The sequence below is a fragment of the uncultured Sphingomonas sp. genome (genome assembly GCF_913062585.1).
Classification (GTDB): domain Bacteria; phylum Pseudomonadota; class Alphaproteobacteria; order Sphingomonadales; family Sphingomonadaceae; genus Sphingomonas.
Genome location: NZ_CAJXWX010000013.1, coordinates 56997 through 72216, shown reverse-complemented (window position 1 = coordinate 72216; position 15220 = coordinate 56997). Strand labels below are relative to the sequence as shown.

Sequence of the window (15220 nt, the reverse complement as noted above, 5' to 3'; positions counted from 1 at the left end):
GAAGATGGGGTTACAGCAGCCCCTCTATATCCTTCGCCAGATCCTCCGGCTCGGTGGTCGGGGCGTAGCGGCCGACCACCTTACCCGAACGATCCACCAGGAATTTAGTAAAGTTCCACTTGATCGCCTTGGTCCCCAACACGCCCGGCGCCTGCGCTTTCAGCCACTGGAACAGGGGATCGGCGCCGTCGCCATTGACCTCGACCTTCGCCATCACCGGAAAGGTCACGTCATAGGTCAGCGAACAGAAATTCGCGATTTCTATCGCATCGCCCGGCTCCTGCGCACCGAACTGGTTGCAGGGGAAACCGATCACCGTCAGCCCCTGCGCCTCGTAGCGGCGGTGGAGCGCCTCCAGCCCCTCATATTGCGGGGTGAAGCCGCATTTGGACGCCGTGTTGACGATCAGGAGCACCCGGCCCGCATAGCCGCCCAGGTCGACCGGCGCGCCATCCGCCGCCGCGACGGTGAAATCCGCGATACCGCTCATGCGTGTTTCCCCAGCAGATAGTCGAGATTGGCGCGAACGCCCGGCCATTCGCGGTCGATGATCGAATAGACGACGCTGTCGCGGATGCGCCCATCGGCCATCACCTGATGCCCGCGCAGCACGCCGTCCTTCTTCGCGCCCAGCCGTTCGATGGCGGCCTGGCTGCGCTTGTTGAGTGCGTCGGTGCGGATCTGGACCGCCTGCGTCTTCATCACCTCAAAGGCATATGCGAGCAGCATCCGCTTCGCCTCGGTATTCACGCCGGTCCGCTGGACGCGGGTGGCATAGAAGGTGCCGCCGATTTCCAGCCGCCGATGCTGCGGCGCGATCCGCATATAGCGCGTCGTACCGACCACCTCGCCGCCCGGCGTCTCGACCGTGAAGAGCAGCGCACGGCCGACATCCCGCTCCTTCAGCGCCGCCGCCAGCCAACGCTCGGGCACCTTCATCATCGACACATTGGCGTAGAAGATGTTCCAGAGATCGCCCTCGCGCGCCGCCTCGACCAGCGCGGGCAGGTCGTCCTCCCTGAACGGGCGAAGCGTGACATGGCGACCGGTCAGCACGGGCGTCTCGGTCCAGACGCTCATTGCAGGCGCCCTTCATGCAGCCGGACGATGCGGTCCATCTTCATCGCCAGCCGCTCGTTATGCGTCGCGATCAACGCCGCCGAGCCCTCGCCGCGCACCAGCCGCAGGAACTCGGCCAGCACCACCTCCGAGGTATGTTCGTCCAGATTGCCGGTCGGCTCGTCCGCCAGCACCAGGGGCGGCTGGTTGGCGAGCGCGCGGGCAACCGCTACACGCTGCTGCTCGCCGCCCGACAGCTGGCTGGGGCGATGGGTCAACCGGTGGCCCAGGCCGAGCGCGGTCAGCAGTCCCTTCGCCCGCGTCTCGGCTTCGCCGGACAGCTTGCCCTTCACCAGCTGCGGCAGGACGACATTCTCGGTCGCGTTGAAGTCGGGCAGCAGATGATGGAACTGGTACACGAAGCCCAGATAGTCGCGCCGCGCCACGGTGCGGCCATGCGCGTCGAGCTTCGACACCTCCTCGCCCGCGATCCGGATCGAGCCGGAAAAGCCCCCCTCCAGCAGGCCGACCGCTTGCAGCAGGGTCGACTTGCCCGAACCCGACGGCCCCAGCAGCGCCACGATCTCACCGGGCGCGATGGCCAGGTCGACGCCGCGCAGCACTTCGATCGTCTGCCCGCCTTGCGTGAAACTGCGCGACAGCTCGCGCGTCTCCAGCACCGGCTGGGCCGCGCGCGGCTCGATCACGGTACCCATGCGGATGATCGGGTCATTCATAGCGCAGCACCTGAACCGGGTCCGTGCTCGCCGCCTTCCAGGCGGGGTAGAGCGTGGCGAGGAAGGAAAAGACGAGCGCCATCGACGCGATCACGATGACTTCGACCGGATCGGTCTTGGATGGCAGCTCGGTCAGATAGCGGATCGAGGGATCCCACAGATTCTGCCCCGTCACGAACTGGACGAAGTTCACCACGCCCTGGCGGTAGAACAGGAACACCGCGCCCAGCCCCAGCCCCGCGACCGTGCCCAACGCGCCGATCGTCGTACCCACCGTCATGAAGATGCGCATCAGCCCGCCGCGCGTCGCGCCCATCGTGCGCAGGATCGCGATGTCGCGCGTCTTGGCGCGGACCAGCATGATGAGGGAGGATAGGATGTTGAACACCGCGACCAGGATGATGATCGACAGCACGGTGAACATCGCCACCCGCTCGACCGCCAGCGCCTCGAAAAGCTGCGCGTTCATCGTCCGCCAGTCGGCGATCACCGCGCGCCCGCCCAGCTTGTCGGCCAGCGGCGCCAGGATCTGACCGACCCGGTCGGCGTCGACCGTCTGGATCTCGACCATGCCGACCGTATCGCCCATCAGGAGAAGCGTCTGCGCATCCTCGATGGGCATGATGACGTACGCCTTGTCATAGTCGTACACCCCGATCTCGAAGATCGCGCCCACCGTATAGCTGACGATGCGCGGCACCGTGCCGAAGGGGGTCGTCTGCCCCTGCGGGCTGATCAGCGAAATTTCCGAACCCACGCTCGCGCCCAGCGCCTCGGCCAGGCGGCTGCCGATCGCGATGCGGCCGCTGCCCGGCGTGATGCTGTTCAGGCCGCCCATGACGATCTTCGACCCGATGGCCGAATTGCCGCGAATATCGGCGACGCGCATACCGCGCACCAGCACCGCCTCGACCCGGCCATTATAGCTGGACATCAGCGGCTGTTCGATCATCGGCACCGCGCTGGTCACGCCGGGCGTCGCCCTGGCCTCACGCACGATGTCGCGCCAGTCGGGCAGACGACCGCCGACGCCCTGCACCACCGCATGGCCGTTCAGCCCGACGATCTTGTCGAACAGCTCGGCGCGAAAGCCGTTCATCACGCTCATGACGATCACCAGCGCGGCGACGCCCAGCATCACCGCGACCAGGCTGATCGAAGCGACCAGGAAGATGAACGCCTCCCCCTTGCCCGGCAGCAGATAGCGCCGGGCGATCATCCGTTCATAACGAGACAGGATCATGCAGGTCCGATCGATCCATGGAGAAACTGAGTAGCCCAGCGGCTGTACGGGCGGCACCGGACGCTGGCAATGCCGTGCCCGAAGCCGGCGGCAAAACGGCCGACTCCGGCAATTGTTGCCCGCACGCCACACAAGCGCGGCAATCGTAGCGCGGATGCCGCAAGAGGGATGACAAGCCGCCCTGCCGTACCGTAACACACTCTCACTGAGACACAGGCAGCAACGGCCGTGGTTCGGGGATTGCTCCAACGCTCACCCAACGAGGTTGATGCGGGAGCGGGAAAAGGGGGCTGACGAGCGATCGTCACGCAGGCGCCCGGATCGGAAACGATCCGGGCGTTTGTCATTTCAGCCGTGGCGCCATGCCCTCCCTCGGAAAATGCCGCCGGAACCGACGAGGAAACGGGGAGCTTCCAGACTCCGTCTCCAGATGCCGGCCCGGCGCCCGTTCACGGGACTGTCGCTATACCAGATCAAGATGAACCGAATGTGGACGAATCATGGGATTCGCCAGACGGCGGCATGCCCCACCACCACCGGGCTGGCGCCCGCATCAGAACGACTTGGAAATCGTGAACCCATAGGTCCGCGGATCACCCGGCTGGCCCACGATCAGCCCGGTCGACCCCGACTGCGTCGCCAACAGCTCGTAATAATTGTGATCGAACAGGTTGCGGACCCAGACGAACGCGTTCCAGCTGCCCGGCGCCTTGAACCCCGCACGCACGTTCGACAGGCTGTAGCCGTTGATGTCGGTATAGGCCGATCGCGACGGATTGGACGAGAATTTCGACCGATAGCTGCCGTCATAGCCTAGATAGAATTGCCCCTCCGTCCCTGCCACGGTCGCGGGCAGGTCATATTCGGCACCGTAAGAAAAGGCCCAGCGCGAAACGCCCGGCAGCCATTGGCCCGAGATATTGCAATAGGGCAGCGAATTGCCCGGCGTCCCCGCCGCCGCAGGGGTACCCACGATCTGGCCGTTCACCACCGGCAGCGCGGTGCCGCCCGACAGCTCGGGCGGGCACGGCGCGTTGGTGAAACGGGTATAGCGCGCATCGGTGAAGGCGCCGTTCGCATAGACGTTGAACCGCTCGGTCGGGCGGAAGGCCGAGTCGATCTCGATCCCACGCGTCCGCACCCGGCCCGCATTGGCCAGGTATCCACGCAGGACGTTGACCTGAAGATTGTTCACCGTCGCCTGATAATCGCCGATCTCTGTCCAGAAGCCCGCGATGTTCACCGTCGCGCGGCGGTCGGCGAACTGGGTCTTCAGGCCAAGTTCGAAATGATTCACCTTTTCGGGCCGCACGGTCTGCGTGGCGAGGATCGGATTGTTCTGCCCGTCGAGCGGCAGGCCGGACAGGTTGATGCCACCCGACTTATAGCTCCGCGCATAGGTCGCATAATAATGGACGTTCGGGTTGAACTCGTATGCGACGGTCAGGTCGCCCGACAGGTTCCAGTTGGTGAAGGAGGGCGTGTAATTCTGCGGCGCGAGCACCCCGCGCTGGTCGCTGGTCAGGCTGGTCGAGCCTGCGCCATTGGTCACGACCGAGACATAGGAGCCGTCCTTGCGGTCGTAATTCAACCGCAGCCCCGGCGACACCGACAGGCGGTCGTCGACATGCCAGGTCAGCTTGCCGAACAGCGCCGCCGAGGTATTGGTGAAGCCGATCGTGTTGCGCGCGGTCAGGCCGTTCAGCGTCGCCGGATTGCGCCCGCCCGTGCTGGTCGGATTAAGCAGGAAGGCGCTCGCCGCCGGGCCCTGCACCTGCAAGCCTTGCGTGTCGATCGACTGCCAGAAATAAAAGGCGCCCAGCACATAATCGAGCGTCCGCTTGCCGTTCGACGCAATGCGGATCTCCTGCGTCACCTGGCTCTGCTGCGACGGATTGGCCGAAACGGTCGTGATCGGCAGGCCGATGAAATCGCGATCATTCGACGGATCCCAGTGCCAGAACCGCCAAGCCGACACACTGGTCAGCGTCGCCGATCCGACATCCCAATTCGCGACCAGCGACAGCCCGCCCAATTCCTGCTTGGCGCGCAGATCGGTGTCGACATCGGTCAGCCGGTCGAAGGCGTTGGTCGAGGGAACGGCATAACCCTGCGCCGCCGCCAGCGCCGCATATTGCCGGATGAGCGGCCGCTGCGTCGCGCCCACCCGCGCATAATATTGGACGCAGCAATTGGGGTTCTGCCGCGCATAATCGCCCGACAGTGTCAGGTCGAGCGTCGGCGTGGCGTGCCACAGAAACTGGCTGCGCAGCGACAGATTGTCCTGGCTGTTCTGCCATTCCTGCTGGCGCGTGTTCCAGATGGTCCCGCGCCGCGTAGTAATCGACGTCGACAGCCGCACCGCGACCTTGTCGTCGACCAGCGGGCCGGACACCGACGCCTTGGCCTGGAAAAAGTCGTAATTGCCTGCGCTTAGCTCAACCCGCGCCTCGGGCGTGAAGCTGGGCGGGCGGGTGATGATGTTGATCGCGCCCGCCGTGGTGTTCTTGCCATAGAGCGTACCCTGCGGCCCACGCAGCACCTCGATCCGCTCGGTATCGGTAAAGTCGAACGTCGCCGAGGCGATGCGGCTGTAATAGACCTGATCGACATAGATGCCGACGCCCTGCTCGATCCCGTCATTAGTCAGCCCGAACGGCGCGCCGAGCCCGCGGATATTCGCCGCCGAGTTGCGCGGGTTGGTCGAGTAGAATTGCAGCGTGGGCTGGATCTGGGTCAGCCGGTTGACATTGTATGTCCCCGTCTCGGCCAGCGCGGTGCCGCCGATCACCGACATGGCGATGGGCACGCTCTGGATCGTCTCGGCCCGGCGGCGCGCGGTGACGACGACATCGCCCCCACCCTGCTGCGCGGTGCCCAGCCGTCCTTCGGCACGGTTCTGCTGGGCAGCCGGTGCGGTTACGACCGACGTCGCCTGCGGATCGGTCGGCGGCGTGGTGGCCTGGGCGGCCAGGACAAGCGCGAGGGTCAAGGACATGGAAGCTCCCCTTTTGGTTTCATCTCCCATTCACACATCGTTTTAGTGGGCATTCAAGCCCACATGGCTTTGGCCATCCGAAGTTTTGCTTTTCGATCCACAGAGGCTCTTGAAGGCGATTTTTATAGAACCATATGGGTTCGCGTGCGGTGCCGATGACGGGCCGCACGGATGGGTCGGACCACCCCGCGCCGGGGCGATCCGACCGATCCCGTTTCAATTCGCTTCTGATGGAGGTTTTGACATGCGTATCGATCTGACTCCGTATCGCCGCTCGACTATCGGCTTTGACCGGCTGTTCGATCTGCTGGAGGCCAATTCGCGGGCTCATTCGGCGGAGAATTATCCCCCCTTCAACCTCGAGCGTCTGGCCGACGACCGTTATCGCATCACCCTGGCGGTGGCGGGCTTCAGCCGCGACGAGATCGAGATCACCGCGCAGCAGAACATGCTGCTCGTCACCGGCAAGAAGGATGACAAGGCGGGCTCGCCCAACTTCCTGCATGTCGGCATCGCCAATCGCTCGTTCGAGCGGCGCTTCGAACTGGCAGACTTCGTGTTCGTCGAGGATGCGCGCCTGAACGACGGCCTGCTCGTCATCGACCTCGTTCGCGAGGTGCCCGAGGCGATGAAGCCCAAGACGATCGCGATCAAGACGGGCCAGCCGCTCGCCGCGGTGGAACATCACGCCGACGACAAGGCCGACGAGGCCAAGGCGGCGTAAACGACTCGACGTCTTTCCCTCCCTGAAGACGTCGCGGGGCGTCCGGGCCGACGGGTCCGGGCGCCTTTTGTCTTAGGGTCGAGCGCACGGAGCAAGCCCTGCTCCTCCCCAAGCTTGCTTGGGGAGGGGGACCATCGCGCCAGCGATGGTGGAGGGGCGATGACGGACCGGCCATGCCCCTCCACCACGCCCTTCGGGCGCGGTCCCCCTCCCCGAGCGAAGCTCAGGGAGGAATCAATTTGCCCCCGTTCACGCCCCGCCAAAAAGAAACCCGGCCTCCATAGTCTGGAGGCCGGGTTCCGAGATCACACCAACCGGCTCTGCTTCACCGCCGCTTCGACGAAGCTGGCGAAGAGCGGGTGCGGGTCGAAGGGCTTGGACTTCAGCTCCGGGTGGAACTGTACGCCGACGAACCAAGGATGGTCGGGCCGCTCGACGATCTCGGGCAGCGTACCGTCGGGCGACATGCCGCTAAACACCAGGCCGCCCTTTTCGAGCGCGTCCTTATAGGTGGTGTTCACCTCGTAACGGTGGCGGTGGCGCTCGGAAATATCCTCGCCGCCATAGATCGACGCGACGACGCTGTTGCCCGCCAGCTTGGCGTCATAGGCGCCCAGCCGCATCGTGCCGCCCATGTCGCCGCTCGCCTCGCGCTTCTCGAGACCGTCGCGGCCCATCCACTCGGTGATGAGGCCGACGATCGGCTCGGAGGTCGGGCCGAACTCGGTCGAGGAGGCGTCCGCGATGCCCGCCAGGTTCCGCGCGCCTTCGACGCACGCCATCTGCATCCCGAAGCAAATGCCGAAATAGGGCACCCGCCGTTCGCGGGCGAAGCGGACCGCTTCGATCTTGCCCTGCGCACCACGCTCGCCGAACGCGCCGGGGACCAGGATGGCGTGGCAGGGTTCGAGTTGCTGCGCGATTTCGCTCTCGTCGCCCTCGAACAACTCGGCGTCGATCCAGCGGATATGGACCTTCACCTTGTTGGCGATGCCACCATGCACCAGCGCTTCGTTGAGCGACTTATAGGCGTCCTGCAGGCCGACATATTTGCCGACCACGCCGATCGTCACTTCGCCTTCGGGATTGACCAGGCGATCGACGATATCGGTCCAGCGCGACAGGTCCGGCGCGCCCTCTGGCTCGATGCCGAATGCGCGCAGCACCTCCGAATCGAGACCCTCGGCATGATATTGCAGCGGCACCGCATAGATGCTCTTGGCGTCCAGCGCCGGGATGACGGCCGAGGGCGGCACGTTGCAGAACAGGCCGATCTTGGCGCGGTCCGAGGCGGGCAGCGGATGCTCGCAGCGGCAGACCAACACGTCGGGCGCGACGCCAAGCGCAGCGATCTCTCGCACCGAATGCTGGGTCGGCTTGGTCTTCAGCTCGCCCGCCGCCGCGATATACGGCACCAGCGTGACGTGGATGCTGATCGACTTGCCGCGGCCCAGCTCGTTCTTCAGCTGGCGGATGGCCTCGATGAAGGGCAGCGACTCGATATCGCCAACGGTGCCGCCGATCTCACAAAGGATGAAGTCGATCTCTTCGCCATTCTCGTCGAGCGTATCGGCCTTGGCGAACGCCTTGATCGCGTCGGTGACGTGCGGGATCACTTGGACGGTCGCGCCCAGATAGTCGCCGCGCCGCTCGCGCTCGATGATCGTCTTGTAGATCCGGCCCGAGGTGACGTTGTCCGATTGGCGCGAGGACACGCCGGTGAACCGTTCATAGTGACCAAGGTCGAGGTCGGTTTCGGCCCCGTCGTCGGTCACATAGACTTCGCCATGCTGATACGGGCTCATCGTGCCCGGATCGACGTTGAGATAGGGATCGAACTTGCGGATGCGCACGCTGTAGCCGCGCGCCTGCAAGAGAGCTGCAAGAGAGGCCGCCATGAGGCCTTTGCCGAGCGACGAAACCACGCCGCCGGTGATGAAGATATACCGCGCCATGGGGAGAATCGCCTAGCTTGGATGGGGTGGATACGACAACAGCAAAGATGCGCGCCGCCGACGATTTGCGGCGGCGCGTTGGCCTAAGCTGCGGGGAAAGCCCGGTTTAGCGGGCGAGCGGAACCGCCGAATTGTCGGCCGGGCTCGTGGCGGCCGGGGCCGCCGCATTGCCCGACGGCGCGGTCGCGGGCACGGGCTGGGTGACCGGCGCCTGAGTCGCGGGGGTCCGGGCCAGCGAGGTATCGATGGCGGGGGCACCGCGCGTCGCGGCCATCACCGCCAGGACGATCGAAAAGCCGATGAACAGCGTCGCCAGCACGGCGGTCGCACGGCTGAGAAAATCCGCCGCGCCGCGCGCCGACATCAACCCCGCCGGGCTGCCCCCCGTGCCCAGACCGCCGCCTTCCGACCGCTGCATGAGAATCACCGTGACCAGGGTCGCGGCGATGATGGCGTGGATGACGAGCAGGAATGCGAACATGAGGCGCGTGTGATCCCGATGGAGGGTGTGCGAAAGCGCGCACATAGGCGAGCATGGCGGCAGGATCAACCATTTGGCCAACTGCTCTCATTCCTCCCCATCGCATGATGGGGAGGGGAACCGCGCCCGCCAGGGCGTGGTGGAGGGGCATGGCCGGTCCGTCTCGCCCCTCCACCACGCTCTCCGAGCGCGGTCCCCCTCCCCAAGCGAGCTTGGGGAGGAATTTGGAGGAACATCCGTGGAAACCACCACGGTTAAAGGGCGTTATGACCTCGAAACAACGCCCGGCAAAGCCCGGCACAGCCATTGGAATCGCCATCGTGTCCAATCCACACGACCCGCAGTCGCTGTTCGCCTGGATGAGCGCCCTTGTCGATTATGTCCGGTCGGGCGAGCCCGATCTGACCAATCGACAGATGGCGTTGCTGCTCGTCGTTTACCTGCGTCCCGGGCCGCATACGGTGCGCGGTTTGGCGCGCGCATTGAACGTCTCGAAACCTGTCGTCACCCGCGCCTTGAATAGACTAGGAACGCTGGGCTATCTGCGCCGTCAACGCGATGATAGCGACAAGCGGAACATCTTTGTCGCCAGGACACCTGAAGGGGCGGACTTTCTTGAAGAATTCGGACATTTCATCGGCGCCGGCGACGCCCCCGGCCTCCAGCGAGCCAACGCGTAAGAGTTTCGCCCTGCAGGGGCGCACCGTCAGCCTTGACCCGCGCACCCATGCGGTCCGGCCCGATCTGGCCGATGTTCGGCTGGCCGCATACGTATTCGCCCCGCATTATGCCGCGCCTCTACCCTATAGGACCAACGCGCCCGTGACCTTGCGCGAAGGCAGGGCGGCTGGCACCCCGGTGCTCGCCGAACTGACCCGCGGCGAGACGTTCGAGGTCCTTGAGTTGGCGGGTGGTCATGCCTGGGGCATTGCGCCGCAGCTTGGGCTGGTCGGCTATTGTGATGCGGATTTGCTGGAGCGGGTGCAGTGACCAAGACGGTGTTCATCGACGGCGGCGCCGGGACTACAGGCCTGGAGATCGCGGACCGGCTCGCCGGTCGCCCGGACCTGGCGATCCTGACCCTGCCCGATGATCGCCGCAAGGATGCGACGGCCCGGCGCGAGGCGATCAACGACGCCGACTTCGTGATCCTTTGCCTGCCCGACGATGCGGCGCGCGAAGCGGTCTCGCTGATCGCCAACGACCGGACGCGGGTGGTCGACGCATCGACCGCGCACCGGACCGCCCAAGGCTGGGTCTATGGCTTTGCCGAGCTGGAACCGGACCAACAGGACCGCATCGCGGCCGCACGTTTCGTCTCCAATCCCGGCTGCTATCCGACCGGCTTCCTGGCGCTGGTCCGCCCGCTGGTGCGCGCCGGTATCATCCCCGCCGACTGGCCGGTGACGGTCAACGCCGCGTCGGGCTATTCGGGTGGCGGCAAGGCGATGATCGCCGAATATGAAACGGCGACCGAGCGGGCCTTCCGCCCCTATGGCCTGAGCCTGGCGCACAAACATGCGCCGGAGATGAAGCGACATTCCGGCCTGAGCCATGCGCCCATCTTCGCCCCGTCGGTGGTCGATACCTATCGCGGCATGGTCGTCGAGGTGCCCCTGCCCCTCTATGCCCTGCCCGGCGCGCCGACGCTCGACCGCGTCGCCGACACGCTGGCCGAGGCCTATGCGGGCAGCCGGATCGTGACCTTCGGCGCCGGCGATGTCGCGGCGGTGAATATCGAGGAAAATGCCGGAACCGACCGGATGACCTTGCGTGTGTGCGGCAATCCGGCCACGGGTCAGGTGAGACTGATCGCCACGCTCGACAATCTGGGCAAGGGTGCCGGGGGTGCGGCGGTCCAGAATTTGAACATCATGGCCGGACTCGATCCGACCGCAGGCCTCGTGCTCTAAGGAGACGTCATGACGCGCAATCCCGTTGGCAAAGTGCTGCTGTTCGGCGCGACCGGCGATTTGTCGCAGCGAATGCTGCTTCCGTCGCTGTTCAACCTTCACTCGGACGGGCTGCTGCCCGATGGCCTGACGATCACCGGGACCGCGCGGTCCGATTATGACGATGCCAGCTTCCGGGATTTCGCGGCCAAGGCGCTCGACACCTTCCTGCCCGATGACCGGAAGGATGGCGAAAAAATTGCCGGCTTCTTAAATCGATTGCAATACCAGTCGCTGGACGCATCCTCGACGGACGGCTTTCCCGCGCTGGCGGAGAAGGTCGGCGACGTGTCGAACGGCCTGGCCATCTATCTGTCGACCGCGCCCAGCCTGTTCGAATCGACCATCAAGGGGCTCGAATCGGTCGGCCTGGCGGGCGAGACGGTACGGATCGGCCTGGAAAAGCCGCTCGGCTACGACCTGGCCTCGTCCAAGGAGATCAACGACGCGGTCGCGTTCGGCTTCCCCGAGGAGCGGACCTTCCGCATCGACCATTATCTGGGCAAGGAAACCGTCCAGAACATCCTGGCGCTGCGCTTCGGCAATTTCTTCTTCGAGCCGATCTGGAACGCGAACGGCATCGACAATATCCAGATCACCATTGCCGAGACGGTCGGGCTGGAGGATCGCGCGGGCTATTACGAAGGCGCCGGTGCGCTGCGCGACATGGTGCAGAACCATATCCTGCAGCTGCTCGCCCTCGTCGCGATGGAGCCGCCCGCGCGCTATGACGGCAATTCGATCCGCGACGAAAAGGCCAAGGTCTTCCGCTCGCTGCGCCTGATGTCGCCGGAGGACGTGCCCAACAACACCGTCACCGGCCAATATGCGGACGGTGCGGTCGGCGGCAAGATCGTCGGCTCCTATGCCGATGAACTGGGCAAGCCGTCCAAGACCGAGACCTTCGTCGCGATCAAGGCGCATGTCGACAATTGGCGCTGGCAGGGCGTGCCCTTCTACCTGCGCACCGGCAAGCGCATGGCGGCGCGTCGGTCCGAGATCGCCATCCAGTTCAAGCCCGTGCCGCACTCGATGTTCGCGGGGCGCGGCGGGCTCCTCCAGCCCAACACGCTGGTCATCCGCCTGCAGCCCGAGGAATATATCCAGCTGCTCGTGATGGCGAAGGAGCCGGGCCTCGACCGCGACGGCATCCGCCTGCGCGAGGTGCCGCTGAACCTGTCGTTGGATGCCGAGTTCGCGGGCACCCGTCGCCGCATCGCCTATGAGCGGCTGCTGCTCGACCTGATCGAGGGCGACCAGACGCTGTTCGTGCGCCGCGACGAGGTGGAGGCGCAATGGACCTGGGTCGACGCCATCCGCGCCGGTTGGGACGCCAATGACGTGAAGCCCAAATCCTATCCCAGCGGCAGCTGGGGCCCCTCCTCCGCCATCGCGCTGACCGAGCGGGACGGCGTGCACTGGCAGGACGACTAATTGCCTCGCCTTCCACCGTGAAGGCGAACGACACCGACGCAAGCGTGGCCCGCCCCGAGCGTGGGCCGCCCTTGCGCCCGGATATTCTAGGACAGGATGACATGACCGACGAAATCGAATGGTGGGATTATGAAGACACCACCGAAATGGCCGACGCGCTCGCGGGCGACATCCAGTTCATCATCGAAAGCGCGATTGAGGCACGCGGCGCGGCGGTGATCGCGCTGTCGGGCGGCAAGACGCCGATCCCGGTCTATGAGAAGCTGGCCAAGGCCAAGCTGGACTGGAAGCGGGTGACGATCGTGCCCGCCGACGAGCGTATCGTGCCGCTGGGCGATCCGCTGTCCAACGTGACGATGATCGGCAAGATCTTCCTGCCCAAGGGCGCGCGGGTGATGCCGATCGTGCCGCAGGCGACCGCCGACTATAAGGCGGCAGGGCGCTCGGCCGACGCGCTGATGCAGGAACTGCACTGGCCGCTCGACCTGGTCCTGCTGGGCATGGGCGGCGACGGGCATACCGCCTCGATCTTCCCCGGCCCCGATTATGACGAGGCGCTCAACGGCCCCAAGGAGCGCCGCGCGCTGGGCCTGATGCCCGACCCGCTGCCGCCCGAGGCGCCTGTGGCGCGCGTGACGCTGAGCCGTGCCGGGATCGTCTCGGCCCGCTCGATCATGATCGCGATTTCGGGGCCTGCGAAGAAGAAGGTCCTTGAGGATGCGATCAAGGAAGGCGCATCCTCGCCCTATCCGATCGGCCGCGTGCTGGCCGAAGTCGAACTGCCGATCGATATCCACTGGAGCGAGCAATGAGCCTGAACGCCGTCGTCTCGGCCGTCACCGACCGGGTCATCGAACGATCCCGGCCGGGCCGCCAGGCCTATCTCGACCTGATCGCGCACGAGGCCGAGACGGCGGTGCGCCGCCCCAATCTGGGCTGCGCCAACCTCGCCCATGCCTATGCCGGGACCGAGGAAGACCGCGACGCCATGAAGGCGGATCGCGGCATGAATATCGGCATCGTGTCGGCCTATAACGACATGCTGTCGGCGCACGCCGTCTATTATCGCTATCCCGAACTCATGAAGGTCTGGGCGCGCGAAGTCGGCGCGACGGCGCAGGTGGCGGGCGGCGTGCCCGCCATGTGCGACGGTGTGACGCAAGGCTATGCGGGCATGGAGCTGTCGCTGTTCAGCCGCGACACCATCGCGCTGTCGACGGCGGTGGCGCTAAGCCACGGCACGTTCGAGGGGGCCGCGCTGCTGGGCATCTGCGACAAGATCGTGCCCGGCCTGCTGATGGGGGCGCTGCGCTTCGGCCATCTGCCGATGATCCTGGTTCCCGGCGGCCCGATGCCGACCGGCCTGCCCAACAAGCAGAAGGCCGCCGTTCGCGAGGCCTTTGCCGAGGGCAAGGCGGGGCGCGACGAGCTGCTCGACGCCGAGATCGCGGCCTATCATTCCAAGGGCACCTGCACCTTCTACGGCACCGCCAACACCAACCAGATGATGATGGAGGTGATGGGCCTGCACATGCCGGGCGCCGCCTTCGTCAATCCGGGCACCAAGCTGCGCCAGGAACTCAGCCGCGCCGCCGTCCACCGGCTGGCCGCGATCGGGCAGCGGGGCGAGGATTATCGCCCGCTGGGACGCTGCGTCGATGAAAAGGCGATCGTCAACGCGGCGGTCGGCCTGCTGGCGACCGGCGGCTCGACCAATCACCTGATCCACCTGCCCGCCATCGCGCGCGCGGCGGGGATCATCATCGACTGGGAGGATATGGACCGCCTGTCGGCCGCCGTGCCGCTGATCGCGCGGGTCTATCCCAACGGTTCGGCGGACGTGAACGGCTTCGAGGCGGCGGGCGGCATGCCCTATGTCATCCGCGAGCTGCTGTCGGCCGGGCTGCTCCACCGCGACATCCTGACCGTCGCGGGCAAGGACCTGTCGGACTACGGCCAGACGGCGGTGATTGCCGACGACAAGCTCGCCTGGACCCCGGTCGGCGACAGCGGCGACGAGACGATCCTGCGCCCCGCCGCCGCGCCCTTCTCGGCCGATGGCGGGATGCGCATCCTGTCGGGCAATCTGGGCCGCGCCTGCATCAAGGTGTCGGCGGTCGAGCGGGAGCGCTGGATCATCGAGGCCCCCGCCCGCGTGTTCTCCGACCAGTCCGAAGTCCAGGCCGCGTTCAAGGCGGGCGAGCTGGAGCGCGACGTCGTGGTCGTGGTCCGCTTCCAGGGGCCGAAGGCGAACGGGATGCCCGAGCTCCACAAGCTGACCCCGCCGCTCGGCGTGCTTCAGAACCGCGGCTTCAAGGTCGCGCTGGTCACGGATGGCCGCATGTCGGGGGCCAGCGGCAAGGTGCCCTGCGCCATCCATCTCAGCCCCGAGGCGATCGGCGGCGGCGCGATCGGCCTGATCCGTGACGGCGACATCGTCCGTCTGGATGCGGTCGAGGGAACGCTCAACGCGCTGGTCGATCCGGCCGAATGGGCCTCGCGCCAACAGGCAGAGACGCCCGCCCCGATCCAGGGCATGGGTCGCGAGCTGTTCGCGCTGTTCCGCCAGGCCGCCGACGAAGCCGAGAAGGGCGCATCGCCCATTCTCGCCGGTGCGGGCCTGTAAAGAGTCAAGGG

General features: G+C 65.9%; 14 protein-coding genes. 7 read left to right on the top strand and 7 right to left on the bottom strand.

Translation table 11 applies throughout. The features are described 5' to 3' along the window. Nucleotides 1-10 precede the first annotated feature (10 nt). The 5 genes from QZ546_RS10475 to QZ546_RS10455 all read right to left on the bottom strand — a co-directional run bounded on the left by QZ546_RS10475 (nucleotide 11) and on the right by QZ546_RS10455 (nucleotide 6037). Entirely contained in the window at nucleotides 11-490 is a 480-nt protein-coding gene (locus tag QZ546_RS10475; protein ID WP_294236878.1) for a glutathione peroxidase, read from the bottom strand. Then, the gene (locus QZ546_RS10470) at nucleotides 487-1080 is read right to left on the bottom strand and encodes a GNAT family protein (protein ID WP_294236876.1); all 594 of its coding nucleotides are present in this window, start codon (nucleotides 1078-1080) and stop codon (nucleotides 487-489) included. Before QZ546_RS10470 ends, QZ546_RS10475 begins: the two co-directional genes overlap by 4 nt. Next, nucleotides 1077-1775 (bottom strand): ABC transporter ATP-binding protein, encoded by a 699-nt coding sequence (locus QZ546_RS10465; RefSeq protein WP_294236946.1) that lies wholly within the window; start codon nucleotides 1773-1775, stop codon nucleotides 1077-1079. Before QZ546_RS10465 ends, QZ546_RS10470 begins: the two co-directional genes overlap by 4 nt. A gap of 13 nt (nucleotides 1776-1788) precedes the next feature. Further along, complete coding sequence (locus tag QZ546_RS10460; protein ID WP_294236873.1) at nucleotides 1789-3039, bottom strand: lipoprotein-releasing ABC transporter permease subunit; 1251 nt, start codon at nucleotides 3037-3039, stop codon at nucleotides 1789-1791. 553 nt (nucleotides 3040-3592) lie between these two features. Beyond that, nucleotides 3593-6037 (bottom strand): TonB-dependent receptor, encoded by a 2445-nt coding sequence (locus QZ546_RS10455; RefSeq protein ID WP_294236871.1) that lies wholly within the window; start codon nucleotides 6035-6037, stop codon nucleotides 3593-3595. A gap of 244 nt (nucleotides 6038-6281) precedes the next feature. Here QZ546_RS10455 and QZ546_RS10450 point away from each other — a divergent pair, with 244 nt between their 5' ends. Next, on the top strand, nucleotides 6282-6761 hold the full coding sequence (locus QZ546_RS10450; RefSeq protein ID WP_294236868.1) for an Hsp20 family protein: 480 nt from the start codon (nucleotides 6282-6284) through the stop codon (nucleotides 6759-6761). A 305-nt stretch (nucleotides 6762-7066) separates the two neighbouring features. Here QZ546_RS10450 and QZ546_RS10445 read toward each other — a convergent pair whose 3' ends face one another. Together QZ546_RS10445 and secG are read right to left on the bottom strand one after the other, a co-directional pair. Then, nucleotides 7067-8716: a CTP synthase gene (locus QZ546_RS10445; protein WP_294236865.1), complete on the bottom strand. Its 1650-nt coding sequence runs from the start codon at nucleotides 8714-8716 to the stop codon at nucleotides 7067-7069. 106 nt (nucleotides 8717-8822) lie between these two features. Further along, a complete protein-coding gene (gene secG, locus QZ546_RS10440) occupies nucleotides 8823-9197 on the bottom strand; it encodes a preprotein translocase subunit SecG (RefSeq protein ID WP_294236862.1) in 375 nt (124 codons plus the stop codon). A gap of 359 nt (nucleotides 9198-9556) precedes the next feature. On the opposite strand from secG, the gene QZ546_RS10435 reads away from it, so the two are divergent. The 6 genes from QZ546_RS10435 (at nucleotide 9557) to edd (ending at nucleotide 15209) form a co-directional block, all read left to right on the top strand. Then, the gene (locus QZ546_RS10435; protein WP_294236943.1) at nucleotides 9557-9877 is read left to right on the top strand and encodes a MarR family transcriptional regulator; all 321 of its coding nucleotides are present in this window, start codon (nucleotides 9557-9559) and stop codon (nucleotides 9875-9877) included. Nucleotides 9878-10019: 142 nt separating this feature from the next. After that, nucleotides 10020-10187, top strand: coding sequence for a hypothetical protein (locus tag QZ546_RS17670; protein ID WP_367113525.1), 168 nt, complete (start codon nucleotides 10020-10022; stop codon nucleotides 10185-10187). Beyond that, entirely contained in the window at nucleotides 10184-11110 is a 927-nt protein-coding gene (gene argC / locus QZ546_RS10425; RefSeq protein WP_294236859.1) for an N-acetyl-gamma-glutamyl-phosphate reductase, read from the top strand. The genes QZ546_RS17670 and argC overlap by 4 nt, the downstream gene beginning before the upstream one ends. Nucleotides 11111-11119: 9 nt before the next feature. Then, complete coding sequence (gene zwf / locus QZ546_RS10420) at nucleotides 11120-12583, top strand: glucose-6-phosphate dehydrogenase (protein ID WP_294236857.1); 1464 nt, start codon at nucleotides 11120-11122, stop codon at nucleotides 12581-12583. Nucleotides 12584-12684: 101 nt separating this feature from the next. Next, complete coding sequence (gene pgl, locus QZ546_RS10415; protein ID WP_294236854.1) at nucleotides 12685-13395, top strand: 6-phosphogluconolactonase; 711 nt, start codon at nucleotides 12685-12687, stop codon at nucleotides 13393-13395. Beyond that, complete coding sequence (gene edd, locus QZ546_RS10410; RefSeq protein WP_294236851.1) at nucleotides 13392-15209, top strand: phosphogluconate dehydratase; 1818 nt, start codon at nucleotides 13392-13394, stop codon at nucleotides 15207-15209. Before pgl ends, edd begins: the two co-directional genes overlap by 4 nt. Nucleotides 15210-15220 lie beyond the last annotated feature (11 nt).